Here is a 14,774-nt window from a genome sequence, read left to right on the forward strand (position 1 = left end):
TTTTCGTCCGTCGCCTTGACGGCCCCCGACGCCGCTCTTAACGTAGCGCTCACTCCGGCAGCCCCGTAGTGAACGCTACAGAAATGCTCTGACGACAGGTCAGGTGGCCGTCCCTTTCCCTCTCGCGGCTGTCCGTTGTCCCCGTCGGGCACACACCGATGCCCCACGTCCCCTTCGCTCTCACGATGAGGTGTTCCATGGGCGATGACGAACCGAACGACCAGCGCGGAATGCGACGGCGCGGGCTGCTGAGGGCGGCAGTACCCCTGGGCGTCGCGGCGGCGGCCCTGGGAGGAACCCCGGCGGACGCCGCCCCTGCGGTGGCACGCGGGCGGGACCGCATCGACGTGCACTGCCATCTCGTTCCGGACTTCTACCGCCAGTCGCTCACCGAGCACGGGATCACCGAGATCGGCGGGATCCCCGTACCGGCGTGGAGTCCCGGCCTCGCGGTCGACTTCATGAACCGCTATGGCATCCAGACACAGGTGGTCTCGGTGTCCGAGCCCGGCGTCACCCATCTGTCCTCGTCCGAGGAACGGGTGGCGATGGCCCGGCGCCTCAACACGTACATGAGCCAGGACCTCGCGCAGTCGGCGTCCGCGGTGCTGAAGGGGCGCTTCGGCGGGTTCGCCGTGCTGCCCCTGGGCACGAGCCCCAAAGCGTCGGACGTCGCCGCAGCCGCCGTGGAGGCCGAATACGGTCTGCGCGAGCTGAAGCTGGACGGCATCGGCATCTTCAGCAGCTACGGCGGCACCTACCTGGGCGACCCGGTCCTCGAACCGCTGATGAAGACGCTCGACGCCCTCGGCGCCATGGTCTTCATCCACCCGGTGACCCCGCCGGCAACTCCCGCGCTCGGGCTTCCCGCATTCCTCTACGAGTTCACGTTCGACACGACCCGCGCGCTCGTCAACATGCTCTACAAGGGCGTCTACCAGCGCTGTCCGAACATCCGCTGGCTCGCCGCCCACGCGGGCGGCACCCTGCCCTACCTCTCCTGGCGCACCAGCCTGCTGACCCTCACCCCGGCCATCGCACAGCAGGTGGGAATCCCCGGAGCGGACGGCATCAGCAGGCACTTCCGGGACCTCTACTACGACACCGCCCTCTCACCGGTACCGGAGGCCATGGGGCCGGTCCAGGAACTGGCCGGCACCGATCACATCCTGTTCGCCACCGACTGGCCCTTCACCAGCGCCTTGTTCCCCGGCACCGGCGACCCTGCCCCGCAACTGAGCGAGACGTTCACCCCGCGGGAGCGGCTGGCGGTCGAGCGGTCCAACGCGCTGGCGCAGTTCCCCGTGCTGGCGCGGAGGATCGGCACCCGGCGATCGGAAACCTGACGCCCGGAACCGTGTGAGGGACGGCGCGGGCCGCCTGCTTCCGCACCCATGCCGGGAGCGGAAGCAGGCGGCTGTTCCCGCACGGTGGTCACTCGTCGGGGATTCCCGCACCGCTGAGTGCCGGCACGGTGTCCTCGGTACGGGCCAGCGAGCGGACGCCGGCTCGGAACCGGGCGAGCTTGTCCACGATGGTCTGGCCGACCGGGAGATGTCCCCAGATACTGATGCCCTGGTGGGTGGTGGGTTCCCAGGTGTCCTCGTCGATGACGAGAGGGTTCCAGCCGACCTCCCATTCGAAGCCGGAGGGCGTGCGGGCGTAGTAGGACAGCTCCTTGTCGTTGGTGTGCTGACCGACGGAGAGCGCCATGTCGAAGCCGAGTTCGTGGACGCGCTGGTAGCTCTGGGCGATGTCGTCGAGGGTGGCGGCCTGGATGTTGAGGTGCTGGACGCGGGTGCGGATCGGGTCGATCGGCAGGCCCTGGGTCGCGGCGACGGCGATGGAGTGGTGGCGTTCGTTGACGCGCAGGAAGCGGATCTTGAGCTTCACGCCGCTGATGGTCTCGTCGATGCAGTCGGTGAGCCGGGCGTCGAAGACGGTGCTGAAGTAGCCGCGCAACCGGGCGGGTTTGGTGGAGGTGATCGCCACGTGTCCCATGCCGGAGTCACCGGTGACGAATCCGGAGGCGAGCATCCGCAGCGGCTCGGGGGACAGCCGGGGGGTGGTGTAGATCTCCTGGGTGATGCCCTTGGGGCCGGGGAAGCGCAGCAGGCGCTCCACTCCGCGCACGGCCGCCTCCTCCTCGGAGCCCTGGACGACGGGCACGCCGTGGGCCCGGATACGGGCCTCGATCCGCTCGAAGGAGGTGTGGTCGTCGATGTGCCATCCGGTGGCGACGACGTCCTCGGCCGGGCCGCGGCGGAGCAGGAAGCGGCACTCCTGGTCGTCGAGCCGGAAGCGCATGAGGTCGTGAGAGAGGGCGTCGTGGTGCATGCCGATCGCGTCGGTGCCGAAGCGGCGCCAGTCGGCGAAGCGGTCGGTCTCGATGACGACGTAGCCGAGGTGGACGGCCCCGAAGACGGAGGCGGTGGCGGTGGCGGTGGTCATCGGCGGCCTGCCAGGAAGCCGGCGCACAGACGGTTGAAGAGGTCGGCGCGTTCGAACTGCACCCAGTGGCCGGTGTTGGCGACCAGGTAGAGGTCGCAGTCGGGCATCCGGTCGGCCAGCATGGGGCCGCCGGACGGCCGGTTGACCTTGTCGGCCGCGCCCCACAGGACGAGGGTGGGGACGGGCAGCCGGTTCAGTCGCGCGTCGCGGGTGAAGTCCGTCTTCCAGAGGGTGCGCAGCGCACCCGGGCCCGACGGGCGGCGCAGCGGCGGCGAGGCGATGACCTCTGGGTCGATGCTCGCCTCGTAGCGTTCGTCGATGGCGGAGTCCGGCACGTCGGCGGCGTTGAAGACCAGGAAGTGGCGGATGAACCTCTCCAGCTTCGAGCGCGAGGGCCCGTCGCCCGTGTAGTAGTTCAGGAGGCTGGTGAGGCCGGGGGTGGGCAGGGCTCGGGTGGTGCCGATCCCGCCGGGTCCCATCAGCACCATGCGGTCGACTCGTTCGGGGGTGTCCAGGGCGAGGCGCAGTGCGCAGGCGCCGCCGTAGGAGTTGCCCACCAGGTGGGCCTTTGCCAGGTCGAGCGCGTCGAGGAGGCCGCGGATGCCGCCGGCGAGGTCGCCGAACGGGTCGGTGCCGTCGATGCCTTTGGTGCTGCGGCCGTAGCCGGGCAGGTCGGGGACGATGACGCGGTACTCCTTGGCCAGTTCCGCGATGTTGCGGGCGTAGTTGGAGACGCCCGAGGCCCCGGGACCGCCGCCGTGCAGCAGCAGGACCGGCGGGCCGTCGCCGGTCTCCGCGGCGAAGATCTTCCTTCCGCCGATGTCGTACGTCGTCTCCTGCATCGTCGGCAGGCCGGTCGGTGTCGTCGTCATGGTGCCGGTGTCCTCACTGGGCGGTGGACGCGGTCGGGCGGGAGGTCGTGGACGGCGTGAAGCCGCGGGGTGGCGGCGGGAGGGGGGAGCCCTCGGAAGCCGCCGCGTAGACGTAGGCGTCGGGGCGCAGGGCGAGCGTGGCCGCCTTGTGCCTGGTCATCCAGGGCAGCAGGACGCCGTCGCTGTCGACGAGGGTTCCCTCGGCCGGCCGGGAGCCGACGGGTGTGACGGTGAGGGAGGGGACGCCGGGCAGGCTCCAGGCGGGCTGGGGCGTGGCCGTGCGCGCGTGCAGGAGGAGCCAGCGGCCGCCGAGCGCGTCGTCGAGGCGGACGCGGGTGCCGTCGGGGCCGGTGACCCAGGGCTGGGGAACCTGGTGGCCGGTCGCCCTGGTGCGGGGGCGGGCCTGCAGGCCGGCCGCGTAGCGGGCGACGGGAATCCAGTTCGCGTCCTGCATCCGGTCGCCGAAGCCCGGTACGCGGTCCAGGGCGCGCAGCGCGCCGTTGCGGACGCGGGCGACCGGCGGACGGCGTTCGGTGATGATCCGGCCGACGAACACCGCCCGCTTCGTGACCTCCTTGACGTGCGGTTTGCGCTCGGCCTCGTAGCTGTCGAGCACGGTCTCGGGCAGTTCGCCGCGCAGGACGGCGTCGAGTTTCCAGCAGAGGTTGGCCACGTCGCGCACGCCGGCGGCCATGCCCTGCCCGATCCACGGCGGCATGGCGTGGGCTGCGTCACCGGCGAGGAAGACCCGGCCCATGCGGAAACGGGTGGCGAAGCGCACGTGGTGGCTGTAGACGGTGGCGCGCAGGACCTCGACGCTGTCGCGGGAGATGCCGTACCGGGCCACCAGCCGGTACACGGCCTCCTCGGTGGTCAGCTGCTTCTCGTCGTCGCCGGGCAGGATCGGGAACTCCCACCGGTGGTGGCCGAGCGGGGTCGGGCAGTCCACGGCGGGACGGGCCGGATCGCAGTGGAAGCGCAGCTTGTCGTGGTCCGGCCAGGGCTTGAGCATCCTCGTGTCGATGACCACCCAGCGGTCCTCGTACGTCGTGCCCTCGTAGCCGATGTTCAGCTGGGCGCGGGTGAGGCTGGAGCCGCCGTCGGCCGCGATCACGTAGGAGGCGCGCAGCCGGTGGACGGAGTCGTCGGCCGTGCCGACCACCGTCAGTTCCACCCCGTCGGCATCCTGGCGCAGGCGCAGGCACTCGTGGCGCAACAGGACCTGCACGTTCGGGTAGCGGTCCGTGCCGTCGCGCAGGACCTGCTCCAGCGCCGGCTGGTAGATGAACATCTGCGGCGGATGGCCGTGCCCGCGCGGGGTGGGGTGCGCGCTGAGGAACGCGCGGCCGTTCGCGTCGACGAAGTCCACGGGCCGCTCGGTCAGCATGTCCTGCTTGAGCCGCTCGGCCAGGCCGATCCGCTGCCAGATGCGCACGACCTCCTCGTCGGTGGAGATGGCTCGGGCGCGCGTGTAGATCTCGGCGTCCCGCTCCAGGACGACGACGCGCAGGCCCATGGCGCCCAGCAGGTTCGCCGCGGTCACGCCCGTGGGTCCGTAACCGATCACCGCCACGTCGTAGGAACTGTCTTCGGCTCTGGTCCCGGCGCTGATCTCGCCCATCAGGCCACCTCACTGTCGGTCATGCTGTTGATGTAGCGCTCACTCCAATTGGAGCGGGTGCTACGGTAGGCTCGTCGCCGGAGACGGTCAAGTAGCCGGCGCGCAGCGCACACCAGGAGGGGCACCTGCCATGACGAAGCCGCAGACGACCCGCAAGAAGCGCGCGAACGGGGTGGAGTCGCGGCAGCGCATCCTCGACGCCACCGTGGAGATCGCGGGCGAGCGCGGGTACGAGGGCACGTCCATCGCGGCCGTCAGCGCCAAGTGCGGACTGCCCGCCAGCTCGATCTACTGGCACTTCAAGGACAAGGACGACCTGATCGCCGCCGTCATCGAGCGCAGCTTCGACACCTGGCTGGCCGCGGTCGAACTTCCCGGCGCCGAGACGGGCACCCCGCTGGAGCGGGTCACCACCATGGCGGGGAACGTGGCGAAGTCGTTGATCGACGCCCCCGACTTCCTCCGTCTCGGCCTGATGCTCGCGCTGGAACGACGCCCTGCCGAACCCCGCGGCCGGACGGTGTTCCTCCAGGTCCGCGACATCGCGCGCGCGAAGATCGCCGAGATGGCCGAGGCGCTCGTCCCGGGCCTGGACGAAGAGGCCGTCCAGACCCTGACGACCTACGCCATCGCGGGCGGTGACGGACTGTTCGTGCAGCGGGAGATCAACGGTGACGCCGTCGACCTGGTGGCGATGTTCGAACTGCACGCCCAGCTGATCTACGACGCGGCGACGCGCATGGCGGCGAGGAACAAGGCATGAGCCCGGCCGGCCGGCAACGCGAGGAGGCCGACCACCGCACGGCACTGGTCGAACCGCTCCCCACGACCGGGGCCCGGCCTCGGTCCCGCCGACGCCTGCACCGTCCAGCGGGACGGCATCGCCCGCCGCCCGGCCGCCGGAACGACGGTGACCGGCCACAAGGCCGGACTCACCTCCGCCCCGGTGCAGCAGTTCCCCGGCGTGCACGAGCCGGACTTCGGACACCTGCCGGACGACATGGTCCACCGCGGCGCAGGCCCCGTACGCGCCGCCCGCCGCTGCGCCCCGCGCGTCGCACTCCCACGGCGGTCAGGGTGAACCTGCCCGTCGACGGACATCGCGTGGCGACCGGCAGCGGCAAGGAGGTCCTGGGCATCCCGCCGCCGCAGTCGCCCGGCCGGCCGGCGTCCTCGCAGCCTGCGGTATCGGACCGGCTCCCGGGCAGGTGATCCCGCGCGGCACCATGACCCCCGCTTCCTTCACCGGCACCGGCCGGAAGGCGGAGGCCCGATGCGGAGTCCTCGGCCCGGTGCCGGTGTCCTTCATCCGACGACAGGCCGCCCTCCGGTCCGCCTGAGACGTCGAGAAAGCCAGGCTCGCGACTCGCTCTGCCTCCGCTCTCCTCTCCCGGTCTCCCAGGAGGCCTTCCGCCGTCGCCCCGCCGGACTCCTCGGGCGCCCCGCGCGCCGATGCCGAGCCTGCTCGTCGCGTGAGTCGGCAGCGCACGGTCGCCGGCCGGGACGACACGCCTTCCCCCGCCGCACCCCGTAGACCGCATGAAAGGCCGCTTCATGTCCCCTTCGGCACAGCGCATCGACGTCCACCAGCACGTGGTGCCCGGCTTCTACCGCGACGAGCTCGCCCGGGCCGGCATCACCGACGCCGGCGGCCGGGCCCTGCCCGACTGGAGCCCCGAGTCGGCACTGCGACTGATGGACCTGCTCGACACCGCCACGTCGATCGTCTCCGTGTCCACGCCCGGCGCCGGATTCCTCACCGATCCCGAGGAGGCCGCCGGCCTGGCCCGACGCCTCAACGACCACTCCGCCACCCTGACCACCGGGCACCCGGGCCGCTTCGGCTTCTTCGCCACCCTGCCCATGCCCGACGCCGACGCCTCCGCCGTCGAGGCCGCGCGGGCGCTGGACGACCTGCGGGCCGACGGCGTCACCCTGCTCGCCAACAACCGGGGCACCTACCTCGGTGCCGACGGCCAGGACGAACTGTGGCGCACGCTGAACGACCGCGGCGCGGTGGTCTTCGTGCACCCGGCGGAACTGCCCGCTCCCCCGGTCGACGGCATTCCCGCCTTCGCCGCCGACTTCCTGCTGGACACCACCCGCGCCGCCTACCTCCTGGTCCGCAACGGCATCCCGCGGCGCTATCCGAACGTCCGGTTCATCCTCAGCCACGCCGGCGGCTTCGTCCCCTACTCCTCGCACCGCATGGCCATCACCATCGCCGACGACACCGCGCGCAGCCCGCTCGACGTACTGGACGACTTCCGCTCCTTCTACTTCGACACCGCCCTGTCCTCCAGCCCCGCCGCCCTGCCCACCCTCCTCGCCTTCGCCCGCCCCGGACACGTCCTCTTCGGCAGCGACTGGCCCTTCGCCCCCACTCCCGCGGGCCAGTACTTCGCGAGCGGCCTCGACAGCAACGTCCAACCGGACACGCTCAAGGCCGTCAACCGGACCAACGCCGAAGCGCTCTTCCCCCGTCTGGCCGCCACTCCCCCGCCACCGTCCCCAGCCCTCCCGGCCCCGGTGCGCCTGCGCCAGGCGGCCCAGCGCACCGCCGCGCGTCTGGTCTTCAAACTCCTCCAGCCCGGCACCGACTGAGACAGGTCCTTCATGTCCACCCTCCCCCACGACAGGTCCGACGATCGGACCGAGTACGCGATGCCGTTCGGCGTCATGTTCTCGAGCGCGATCAGCGCCGCCACCCTCGGTATCGCCGAGGGCGCGCTCGCCGCTTTCCTGGCCTACACCCGCCGGCGCATCACCATCGTCGGCAGCCGGGCCGCCGAGGACCCGCACCAGCTCTCCAGCCTGGGCGAAGCGGCCGCCGACCTGGATGCCAGCCGTACCCACCTGCTGGCCACCATGGACCGGATGTACGAGGACACCCTCGCGGGCCGGACCATCGCCATCGAGGCCCGGGCCGAGGCCCGCCGCAACCAGGTCCGTGCCTCCCGCCGCGCCACCGACGCCGTCGACGGCCTCTTCCGCCGGGCCGGCGGCGGCTCCCTCCGCCTCGACCAGCCCCTCCAGCGCCACTGGCGCGACGTCCACGCCGCGATGAACCACCTGTGCAACGTCGCCGACGGCATTGACGAAGGCCGGTCCCGCGACCGGTTCGGGCTGCCGACCGGCGTACGCGTCCTGGTCTGACCTGCCTGAGCACTCCTGCCGCGACCTACCGCACCGGTGGCGGCAGGAGCCCCGACACGACCCCGGTCCCACCCCTGGCCGGGGTCGCTGTCGTCTCCCCCACGGCCACGGACACCGCACGCCGCACGGGCCGAAGGCGGCGTCAGGAAACCGGACCGGCCGGGACGGTGTCGGCCGACGTCCGGGCAGCCCCTGGTGTACCGATGTCCGCGCGGTGGGTCTCACGTGTGAGCGCGATCGCCACCGCGCTCACCAGACACACGACCGCGATGAAGAGTGAGACGGTGCCCGTGTTGCGGCCCCCTCCGGCGGCCGTCAGCAGGCTGGTCGCGATCAGCGGCGCGAGTCCCGCGCCGAGCGTCGTGGCGAGCTGGTAGCCGAGCGAGGCGCCGGTGTAGCGGGCTCGGGTGCCGAACATCTCGCTGATGAAGGCCGCCATCGGTCCGTACATGGATGCCTGGAGTATCGGGTTGCCCAGGAGGTAGGCGAGGGTGAGCAGCGTGGCGGAGCCACTGTTGACGAGCCAGAAGAGCGGGAAGGCCGCGAGCGCGGAGGCAAGGGCTCCGCAGATCATGACCGGCTTGCGGCCGATCCGGTCGGACAGCGCGGCGAAGGCCGGGATGGTGACGATGTGCAGCGCCGACGACACGGTCTGCGCGGTCAGCACGGTGGAGCGGTCGTAGCCGATCTGGAGCGCGTAGCTGAGCAGGAAGGTGGCCAGCAGCGACTGGAGGACCAGCGCGCCGCAGCCGCCGAGGGCCGCGAAAGCGATGTTGCGGGGGTGGCGACGCAGGACGGTCAGCAGCGGGGCTTCGGTGGATCCGACGGTGTCCTTCCGGGTGGCGGCCTGTCGGGCCTCCTCGAACAGCGGGCTCTCGGTGACCTTCATGCGGACGAACAGCCCGACGCCGAGCAGGACGACGCTGAGCAGGAACGGCACGCGCCAGCCCCAGGCCAGGAAGTCGTCCTCCGGCAGGGCCGAGAAGGCGGCGAACACGGCGGTGGCCAGGACCGCGCCGGCGGGTCCGCCCATGTTGGCGAAGCTGGCGGCCAGTCCGCGCCGTTCGGTCCGGGCGTGCTCCAGTGCCATCAGTGCGGCACCGCCCCATTCCCCGCCGACGGCGACGCCCTGGAGCAGCCGTGCGGCGATCAGCAGCACCGGTGCCCAGCTGCCGATCTGCTCGTAGGTGGGCAGCACGCCGATGACGAAGCTGGCCACGCCCATCAGCGTCATGGTCAGCACCAGCATGGACTTGCGGCCCACCCGGTCGCCGAAGTGGCCGAACACGATGCCGCCGAGCGGCCGGGCGACGTATCCGGCGGCGAGGGTGCCGAAGGAGGCGATGGTGCCGGCGAGCGGGTCGAGGTCGGTGAAGAACAGCTGGTTGAAGACGAGGGAGGCGGCTGCTCCGTAGAGAAGGAAGTCGTAGAACTCGATGGCGCTGCCGAGGAAGCTGGACAGGGCGACCCGACGGGTCGCGGAACGTTGCGTGACGTCGGCGGTGGACAACTGCGGCTCCTTGAGCGGAAGGCACCGTGCGCGGGCGGGGGCCACTGCGGCACGGGAGGACGACTCCGAGTAGTGCATATTGCGCACTCACTCGTTCTGATATCGCACACACCCTGCGGGGGAGTCATAGCCCTGTCAAGGGTCGGGAAGCAGGCCGTTCACGCCGCCTCCCGGCAGGTGTGCGGGCATGCCGACGGGCGGCGTGGCCGGCCGGTGCCTTCGCAACCGGCAGTCACGCCGCCCGTCGATCCAGTCCGCTCCTCCGCCGCGCCTGGTCCGGGTCAGCCTTCCTCGGCCAGGAAGGACACCACCAGGCCGTTGAAGAACTCGGCCTGCTCCCACTGGGGCCAGTGACCGGCGTTCTCGACCAGAGCGAAGCGCCCGCCGGGCATCTTCTCGGCCATGTCCATACCTGCCGCCGCCGGCCCGGAGGGGTCGTCGGAGCTCCACACCACCAGGGCGGGGGCCTTGACGGCGGCGAGTTCCTCGTCGGTGATCAGATTGCGGCGCCGGATCTCCGGGTCCTGCAAACACAGGATGTGCCGGGCCGAGTCCGCGTAGCCGGGGCGGGAGTAGTGGGCTCGGCGGGTGGCGATCAGCTCCTCGGTGACGGTGGCCGGGTCGGCCATCAGCCATTCCAGGCGGGCCTTGACCCGCTCGTACGACGGGTCGTCCGCAGCGGCCTGGCTGAGGGTGCGGATCTTCTCCATCACCTCGGGGCGGGACATGGTGCCGCCCGGCGTATTGGGGATGATCTTCAATGTGCGGTCGGGGTAGCGGGCGGCGAACTTGATGGCGACCCAGCCGCCGAGCGACTCGCCGGTGAGGTGGGCCTTCTCGATGCCGAGGACGTCCAGCAGACCGAGCAAGTGATCGACGTACTGCGGGAGTTCGAGATCCTCGGTGGCGTGGGTGGTGCCGGCGTGGCCGGGGAAGTCGTAGGCGATCACGCGGTGGCCGGCGTCGGTGAACGCCTTGACGTTGTGCGCGTAGGTCTCCAGGTGGCCTCCGGTGCCGTGCATCAGCACCAGCGCCTCACCGTCGGCCGGCCCGGCGGTCAGCACCCTGGTGCTCCACCGGCCGACCTGGACCTGCTTCAGTGCGAAGGGCGTCTGGGAGAAGCCGAGCCAGACGGACGGGTAGATCGCGGACATGTTCACTCCAGTTGTGCGAGGGGCTCGACGGCGCTGCGGGGGGCTTCAGACGGTGACGGCGGTGGTGACCGCGAAACCCGCGATCCACGCCTCGATGGCTTCGTAGAAACGGCTGGTGACCTGGTAGGGGCCGACCGCGGACAGGGCCGCGTGAGCGGCGATCCAGGTGCGCACTTCGTGCGCGGAGTTGCCGGCCTGCTCGGCGAACCAGGCATTGCTCCACGCGTCGGTCTCGGTGCGCCGGGCCGGGTCGCCGAGGACGTCCAGGACCAGGTTGTCCCAGTCGGGGTTGAGTGGGTGCATGTCCGACTCGCCCTTGGCGAACGCCTCGGCGGCGGCGATGGTGCGGGCTTGGCGCGCGGCCCGGGCCTCGTCACCGGGGTTGCGGTTGTTGATCAGCCGGGCCACCTTCTCCGCGGTGTCCGCCTCGGCCATCCGCGGCACCGGCGGGTCGTGCGAGAGACCGCCCGAGCCGATCACCAGTACCCGCTTGCCCAGCCCCGCGGCGGCCCGGCCGATCGCCTCACCGAGGGCGCGGATGCGGCGGACGGGAACCAGCGGTTCGGCGACGGAATTGATGAACACCGGCACCACCGGCAGCGCGTCGATGCCGCCGAGCAGGAGGTCCAGCGGCTGCGAGAAGCCGTGATCGACGACCATGTCCTCGGACAGGGCGGTGTCGACGCCGTCGGCGAGCGCGGCTTCGGTGATCGCGAGGGCGGCTGCGTGGTCGACGGAGAGCGGGCCCTCGGGGGTCTTGAAGTCGCCGATCGCGTGGGCCCGGCCGCCGATGCAGAAGGGCGGCATCATGTCGTAGAAGAAGCCGTTGTAGTGGTCGGGCGCGAAGATGACGACGAGTTCGGGGTCGAAATCGCGGGTGAACGCCCGAGCTCCGGCGAGAGCGGTGTCGACCCGGGCGCGGACGTCACCCGGTGGTTGCACGTACTCCATCAACGGGGAGTGCGACAGGCAGCACAGGGCGAGTGACATCGGGACCTCCGGGGATCAGGTGGAGCGCGTCGGTGAGGCGGCGGGTGAGTGACGAGGCGTTCTGGGCGAGGGCGGCGCCGGCGACGAAACGGTCGGGGCGCAGGAAGACGACGGATTCCGGGCGCTGGTCGAACCATGACTTCAGGCGACCGTCGAGATCGCCGACGACCGTGGCCCCGGAGTGCTCGCCACCGGTCCAGTGCAACTGGCACATCGGCCGCGCCTCGACGAACCGCGCCCCGAGTCGGCGCCAGATCCCGGCGGCCTCGTCGTCGAGGACCGCCAGGGGATCGTTGTTCCACGCCAGGACGGTGAACCAGGGACCCGTCACGTCGTCCAGCAGCGCCTCGGCGCCGTCCCGGGTGGCGACACGCGGCTGGATGAACAGCCGGCCCACGCACGGGGCGCCCTTCAGAGGCCGCCCCGGGTGGACCACCGCTCCCCGCTCGTAGGACGGCATCGGCTTGAAGCGCATCTGAGCGACGTAGTCCTTCGCGGCCGGGACGACGTTCAGCCCGCGGAAGACGGCGTCGCGAACCCCGGCGACCAGGCGGTTGGTGGGCGAGATGACCTTGCCGGCCTTGTCGGAGAGGTCGACCATCGCCGCGGCGTGGCGGCGCCGCTCGCTGTCGTACGAGTCCAGCAGCCGTTCGCTCGCGGCGCCCCGGACGACGCAGGCGAGTTTCCAGCCCAGGTTCACGGCGTCCCGGATACCGCTGTTGAAGCCCTGCCCCTGCCAGACCGGCATCAGATGGGCTGCGTCACCGGCGACCATCACCCGGCCCTTGCGGAAGGTGCCGGCGACGCGGGAGTTGTGCGTGTAGACGCGGCGGCGGATGACGTCGGCGGTCGAGGGGGCGGGGATCAGCGGAGCCAGCACCGCGTGAAGGTTGGCGTCGTCGTCGGCGAACGCCTGGTCCTCGTGCGGGAAGAGCAGGAACTCGAAGCGGCGGATGCCGTGCGGCAGGCCGATCGACACGTAGGGCCGGGCCGGGTCGCAGCCCATGTAGGCGTTGGGGCTGCCGAGTGGGTCGTTGCGCAGGTCGACGACCAGCCAGCGGGTCGGCTCGGTGGTGCCCTCGAAGGGCAGGCCGAGCGCCTTGCGGGTGAGGCTGCGGCCCCCGTCGGCCCCGACCAGGTATCCGGCGCGCACGGTGAGGGGTACGCCGTCGGGTCCGATGAGATCGATGTCGACGCCGTCACGGACTTCCGTGAAGCGCTCCATGCGGTGGCCGAACCGCACTTCCACGGTCTCGAACCGGCGGGTGCCCGCGAACAACTCGGCGTCCACCAGCGGCTGAACGAAGCCGTTGCGCCGGGGCCAGCCGAACTCGTCGGTCCGCGGATCCAGTTCCGCGAGCAGGGTCCCGCGTCCGTTGACGAACCGCATGATCTGGTGCGGGGTGGTGTGCCGGCGGATCTCCTCGACCAGCCCGATCTGCTGGAAGGCGCGCAGGCTCTCGTCGTCCATGCCGACGCCGCGCGGGTAGTCGATCAGTTTCTCCTCCGCCTCGACGAGCAGGGTGCGCACGCCGAAGAGGCCGAGCTGGTTGGCGAGGGTGAGGCCGGTCGGGCCGGCTCCGACGATCACGACATCGAAGGAGGGCTGGGCATCGGTGAGGGCTGGGTGGGGCATGCGCGGGATCTCCTGACGTAACCGGAACGACCCATGGAGTGCATATAACGCTCTCATGCGTGCGTTATTTAGAAGCGTCAGGGGTGTGGTTGCCGGTTGTCAAGGCCTTGACCATGCCGGATGCGGTGCCGGCCTGCCCGCGGGATCGACAACGGCGGGCCCCGGAGCTTCCGGGACCCGCCGTGTCAGCCGGCGTGCGTCAGCCGCCCGTCACCCTTGGGACAGCCTGGGGAAGAGCGTTTCCGCAGTGCCCCGGTCGACGGCCCGGCGGGTCCGGTCGACGGCCCGGCGGGTCTGTGGGTCCAGGTCGTAGGCGTCCAGGTACTGGGCGAACTGCTTTGATCGCTCGGCGGGCGCGTAGGGCCAGTCACTGCCGGAGGTGATGTGGGACGGGTCGGCGAAGGCGAGCAGGCCGGGCAGCGCGTTGGCGCCGGCGGTCAGCGCCGTGTCGGTCGTCCATCAGGCGATCGCGGCGGCCGCCGACCAGTGAGGGATGGGCAGGCCTCCTGCGCTGATCCCCTTGCCGTCCAGCCAGTCGGCGTAGGCCGGGGGAACGATGTGCTGGTGGGTGTCGATCCGGGCGTGCGAGGGCATGGGCGTTCCTCCGGCCGAAGAACGGCTGACCGGGTCTTCGCCCAGTACACGCAAGGTCGTCAGGGCCCGCCACTCGCGCGGACCGTCAGGCGTCGGCCTCGCCGGTGGCGGCCGCTCGGATCTCCTCGGCGGTCGCCGTCATCCGTGCCACGGCACCGCGCGCCACGTCCTCGCGGGAGGTGATGAGGTTGACGCAGAGCCTGGTCGCCGGGTCGGGGAGGCGGAGCGGTACGGCCACGCCGTACGCGCCCGGTTCCACCTGGCCGTACGTGCTCGCGTAGCCCTGGCGCCGCACTTCGGCCAGCTCGGCCGGGTCCCCCGGCAGGGGCGGGTGCAGGGACGCGAGGGCGAGGCCGGCCGCTCCCACCCCGAGGGGGTTGCGGCTGCCGACGCGGTAGGAGAGGTGGTAGTTGACCGAGCGGGGTTCCACCACGGCCACCGCCACGGCCTCGTCGCCCTCCTCGGCGATCAGGGCGACGGTCGCGCCGAGTTCGTCGGCCGCACGCCGGAGTACGGGAATGGCGGTCTCCCGCAGTCCCGCCGCGTAGCCCCGGGCGAGGGCGACCGTCTCGACACCGACCCGGTAACGCCCGTCGGAGCCGCGTGAAACCAGGTGGAACTCGGTCAGCGTGGTCAGGATGCGGTAGGCGATGGTGCGGTGGACGTCCAGCCGGTCGGCGACCTCCTGGACGGGGAGACCCTGCGGCGAGTCGGCGATGAGCCGCAGCGCCGACAGTCCGCGAGCCAGGGTCTGGGATCCTGCCACCCGGCTCGATTTCCGTTCCGTCCG

At 71.3% G+C, this 14,774-nt stretch carries 13 protein-coding genes; 4 read left to right on the top strand and 9 right to left on the bottom strand.

Going from position 1 to position 14,774, the window contains the following annotated elements:
• Positions 1-197 precede the first annotated feature (197 nt).
• Complete coding sequence (locus ACFYWQ_RS29975) at positions 198-1,346, top strand: amidohydrolase family protein (protein WP_389520614.1); 1,149 nt, start codon at positions 198-200, stop codon at positions 1,344-1,346.
• An 88-nt stretch (positions 1,347-1,434) separates the two neighbouring features.
• Here the strand turns inward: ACFYWQ_RS29975 and ACFYWQ_RS29980 are convergent, their stop codons facing one another.
• Genes ACFYWQ_RS29980 through ACFYWQ_RS29990 form a run of 3 tightly spaced genes read right to left on the bottom strand, consistent with a single transcriptional unit; the run spans position 1,435 to position 4,944 of the window.
• Positions 1,435-2,451 carry a VOC family protein gene (locus ACFYWQ_RS29980; RefSeq protein WP_389520616.1) on the bottom strand — a complete coding sequence of 339 codons (1,017 nt, stop codon included), beginning with the start codon at positions 2,449-2,451 and terminating at the stop codon, positions 1,435-1,437.
• Positions 2,448-3,323, bottom strand: coding sequence for an alpha/beta fold hydrolase (locus ACFYWQ_RS29985; RefSeq protein ID WP_389520618.1), 876 nt, complete (start codon positions 3,321-3,323; stop codon positions 2,448-2,450). The genes ACFYWQ_RS29980 and ACFYWQ_RS29985 overlap by 4 nt, the downstream gene beginning before the upstream one ends.
• Positions 3,324-3,336: 13 nt before the next feature.
• On the bottom strand, positions 3,337-4,944 hold the full coding sequence (locus ACFYWQ_RS29990; protein ID WP_389520620.1) for a bifunctional 3-(3-hydroxy-phenyl)propionate/3-hydroxycinnamic acid hydroxylase: 1,608 nt from the start codon (positions 4,942-4,944) through the stop codon (positions 3,337-3,339).
• A gap of 130 nt (positions 4,945-5,074) precedes the next feature.
• Between ACFYWQ_RS29990 and ACFYWQ_RS29995 the strand changes: the two genes are divergently transcribed.
• From ACFYWQ_RS29995 to ACFYWQ_RS30005, 3 genes are all read left to right on the top strand, one after another.
• Positions 5,075-5,707, top strand: coding sequence for a TetR family transcriptional regulator (locus ACFYWQ_RS29995; RefSeq protein ID WP_389520622.1), 633 nt, complete (start codon positions 5,075-5,077; stop codon positions 5,705-5,707).
• 791 nt (positions 5,708-6,498) lie between these two features.
• Positions 6,499-7,548 carry an amidohydrolase family protein gene (locus tag ACFYWQ_RS30000; RefSeq protein WP_389520624.1) on the top strand — a complete coding sequence of 350 codons (1,050 nt, stop codon included), beginning with the start codon at positions 6,499-6,501 and terminating at the stop codon, positions 7,546-7,548.
• Between the two features lie 12 nt (positions 7,549-7,560).
• Positions 7,561-8,100: an acyl-CoA dehydrogenase family protein gene (locus ACFYWQ_RS30005; RefSeq protein ID WP_389520625.1), complete on the top strand. Its 540-nt coding sequence runs from the start codon at positions 7,561-7,563 to the stop codon at positions 8,098-8,100.
• A 142-nt stretch (positions 8,101-8,242) separates the two neighbouring features.
• On the opposite strand, the gene ACFYWQ_RS30010 is transcribed toward ACFYWQ_RS30005, so the two are convergent.
• The 6 genes from ACFYWQ_RS30010 to ACFYWQ_RS30035 all read right to left on the bottom strand — a co-directional run bounded on the left by ACFYWQ_RS30010 (position 8,243) and on the right by ACFYWQ_RS30035 (position 14,750).
• Positions 8,243-9,610 carry an MFS transporter gene (locus ACFYWQ_RS30010; RefSeq protein WP_389520627.1) on the bottom strand — a complete coding sequence of 456 codons (1,368 nt, stop codon included), beginning with the start codon at positions 9,608-9,610 and terminating at the stop codon, positions 8,243-8,245.
• Between the two features lie 281 nt (positions 9,611-9,891).
• Positions 9,892-10,764, bottom strand: coding sequence for an alpha/beta fold hydrolase (locus ACFYWQ_RS30015; protein WP_389520629.1), 873 nt, complete (start codon positions 10,762-10,764; stop codon positions 9,892-9,894).
• A gap of 45 nt (positions 10,765-10,809) precedes the next feature.
• On the bottom strand, positions 10,810-11,754 hold the full coding sequence (locus ACFYWQ_RS30020; protein WP_389520630.1) for a 3-carboxyethylcatechol 2,3-dioxygenase: 945 nt from the start codon (positions 11,752-11,754) through the stop codon (positions 10,810-10,812).
• Positions 11,690-13,390, bottom strand: coding sequence for a bifunctional 3-(3-hydroxy-phenyl)propionate/3-hydroxycinnamic acid hydroxylase (locus ACFYWQ_RS30025; protein ID WP_389520632.1), 1,701 nt, complete (start codon positions 13,388-13,390; stop codon positions 11,690-11,692). The genes ACFYWQ_RS30020 and ACFYWQ_RS30025 overlap by 65 nt, the downstream gene beginning before the upstream one ends.
• 459 nt (positions 13,391-13,849) lie before the next feature.
• Entirely contained in the window at positions 13,850-13,984 is a 135-nt protein-coding gene (locus tag ACFYWQ_RS30030) for a hypothetical protein (protein WP_389520633.1), read from the bottom strand.
• An 85-nt stretch (positions 13,985-14,069) separates the two neighbouring features.
• Positions 14,070-14,750: an IclR family transcriptional regulator gene (locus ACFYWQ_RS30035; RefSeq protein ID WP_389520635.1), complete on the bottom strand. Its 681-nt coding sequence runs from the start codon at positions 14,748-14,750 to the stop codon at positions 14,070-14,072.
• Positions 14,751-14,774 lie beyond the last annotated feature (24 nt).

Source organism: Streptomyces sp. NPDC003247 (assembly GCF_042888135.1).
GTDB lineage: Bacteria > Actinomycetota > Actinomycetes > Streptomycetales > Streptomycetaceae > Streptomyces.

Coding starts and splice junctions, on each gene's coding strand:
- ACFYWQ_RS30025 (WP_389520632.1), bottom strand. CDS start 13,390: ATGCCCCACCCAGCCCTCACCGATGCCCAGCCCTCCTTCGATGTCGTG.
- ACFYWQ_RS29990 (WP_389520620.1), bottom strand. CDS start 4,944: ATGGGCGAGATCAGCGCCGGGACCAGAGCCGAAGACAGTTCCTACGAC.
- ACFYWQ_RS30000 (WP_389520624.1), top strand. CDS start 6,499: ATGTCCCCTTCGGCACAGCGCATCGACGTCCACCAGCACGTGGTGCCC.
- ACFYWQ_RS29985 (WP_389520618.1), bottom strand. CDS start 3,323: ATGACGACGACACCGACCGGCCTGCCGACGATGCAGGAGACGACGTAC.
- ACFYWQ_RS29980 (WP_389520616.1), bottom strand. CDS start 2,451: ATGACCACCGCCACCGCCACCGCCTCCGTCTTCGGGGCCGTCCACCTC.
- ACFYWQ_RS30005 (WP_389520625.1), top strand. CDS start 7,561: ATGTCCACCCTCCCCCACGACAGGTCCGACGATCGGACCGAGTACGCG.
- ACFYWQ_RS29995 (WP_389520622.1), top strand. CDS start 5,075: ATGACGAAGCCGCAGACGACCCGCAAGAAGCGCGCGAACGGGGTGGAG.
- ACFYWQ_RS29975 (WP_389520614.1), top strand. CDS start 198: ATGGGCGATGACGAACCGAACGACCAGCGCGGAATGCGACGGCGCGGG.
- ACFYWQ_RS30030 (WP_389520633.1), bottom strand. CDS start 13,984: ATGCCCTCGCACGCCCGGATCGACACCCACCAGCACATCGTTCCCCCG.
- ACFYWQ_RS30020 (WP_389520630.1), bottom strand. CDS start 11,754: ATGTCACTCGCCCTGTGCTGCCTGTCGCACTCCCCGTTGATGGAGTAC.
- ACFYWQ_RS30015 (WP_389520629.1), bottom strand. CDS start 10,764: ATGTCCGCGATCTACCCGTCCGTCTGGCTCGGCTTCTCCCAGACGCCC.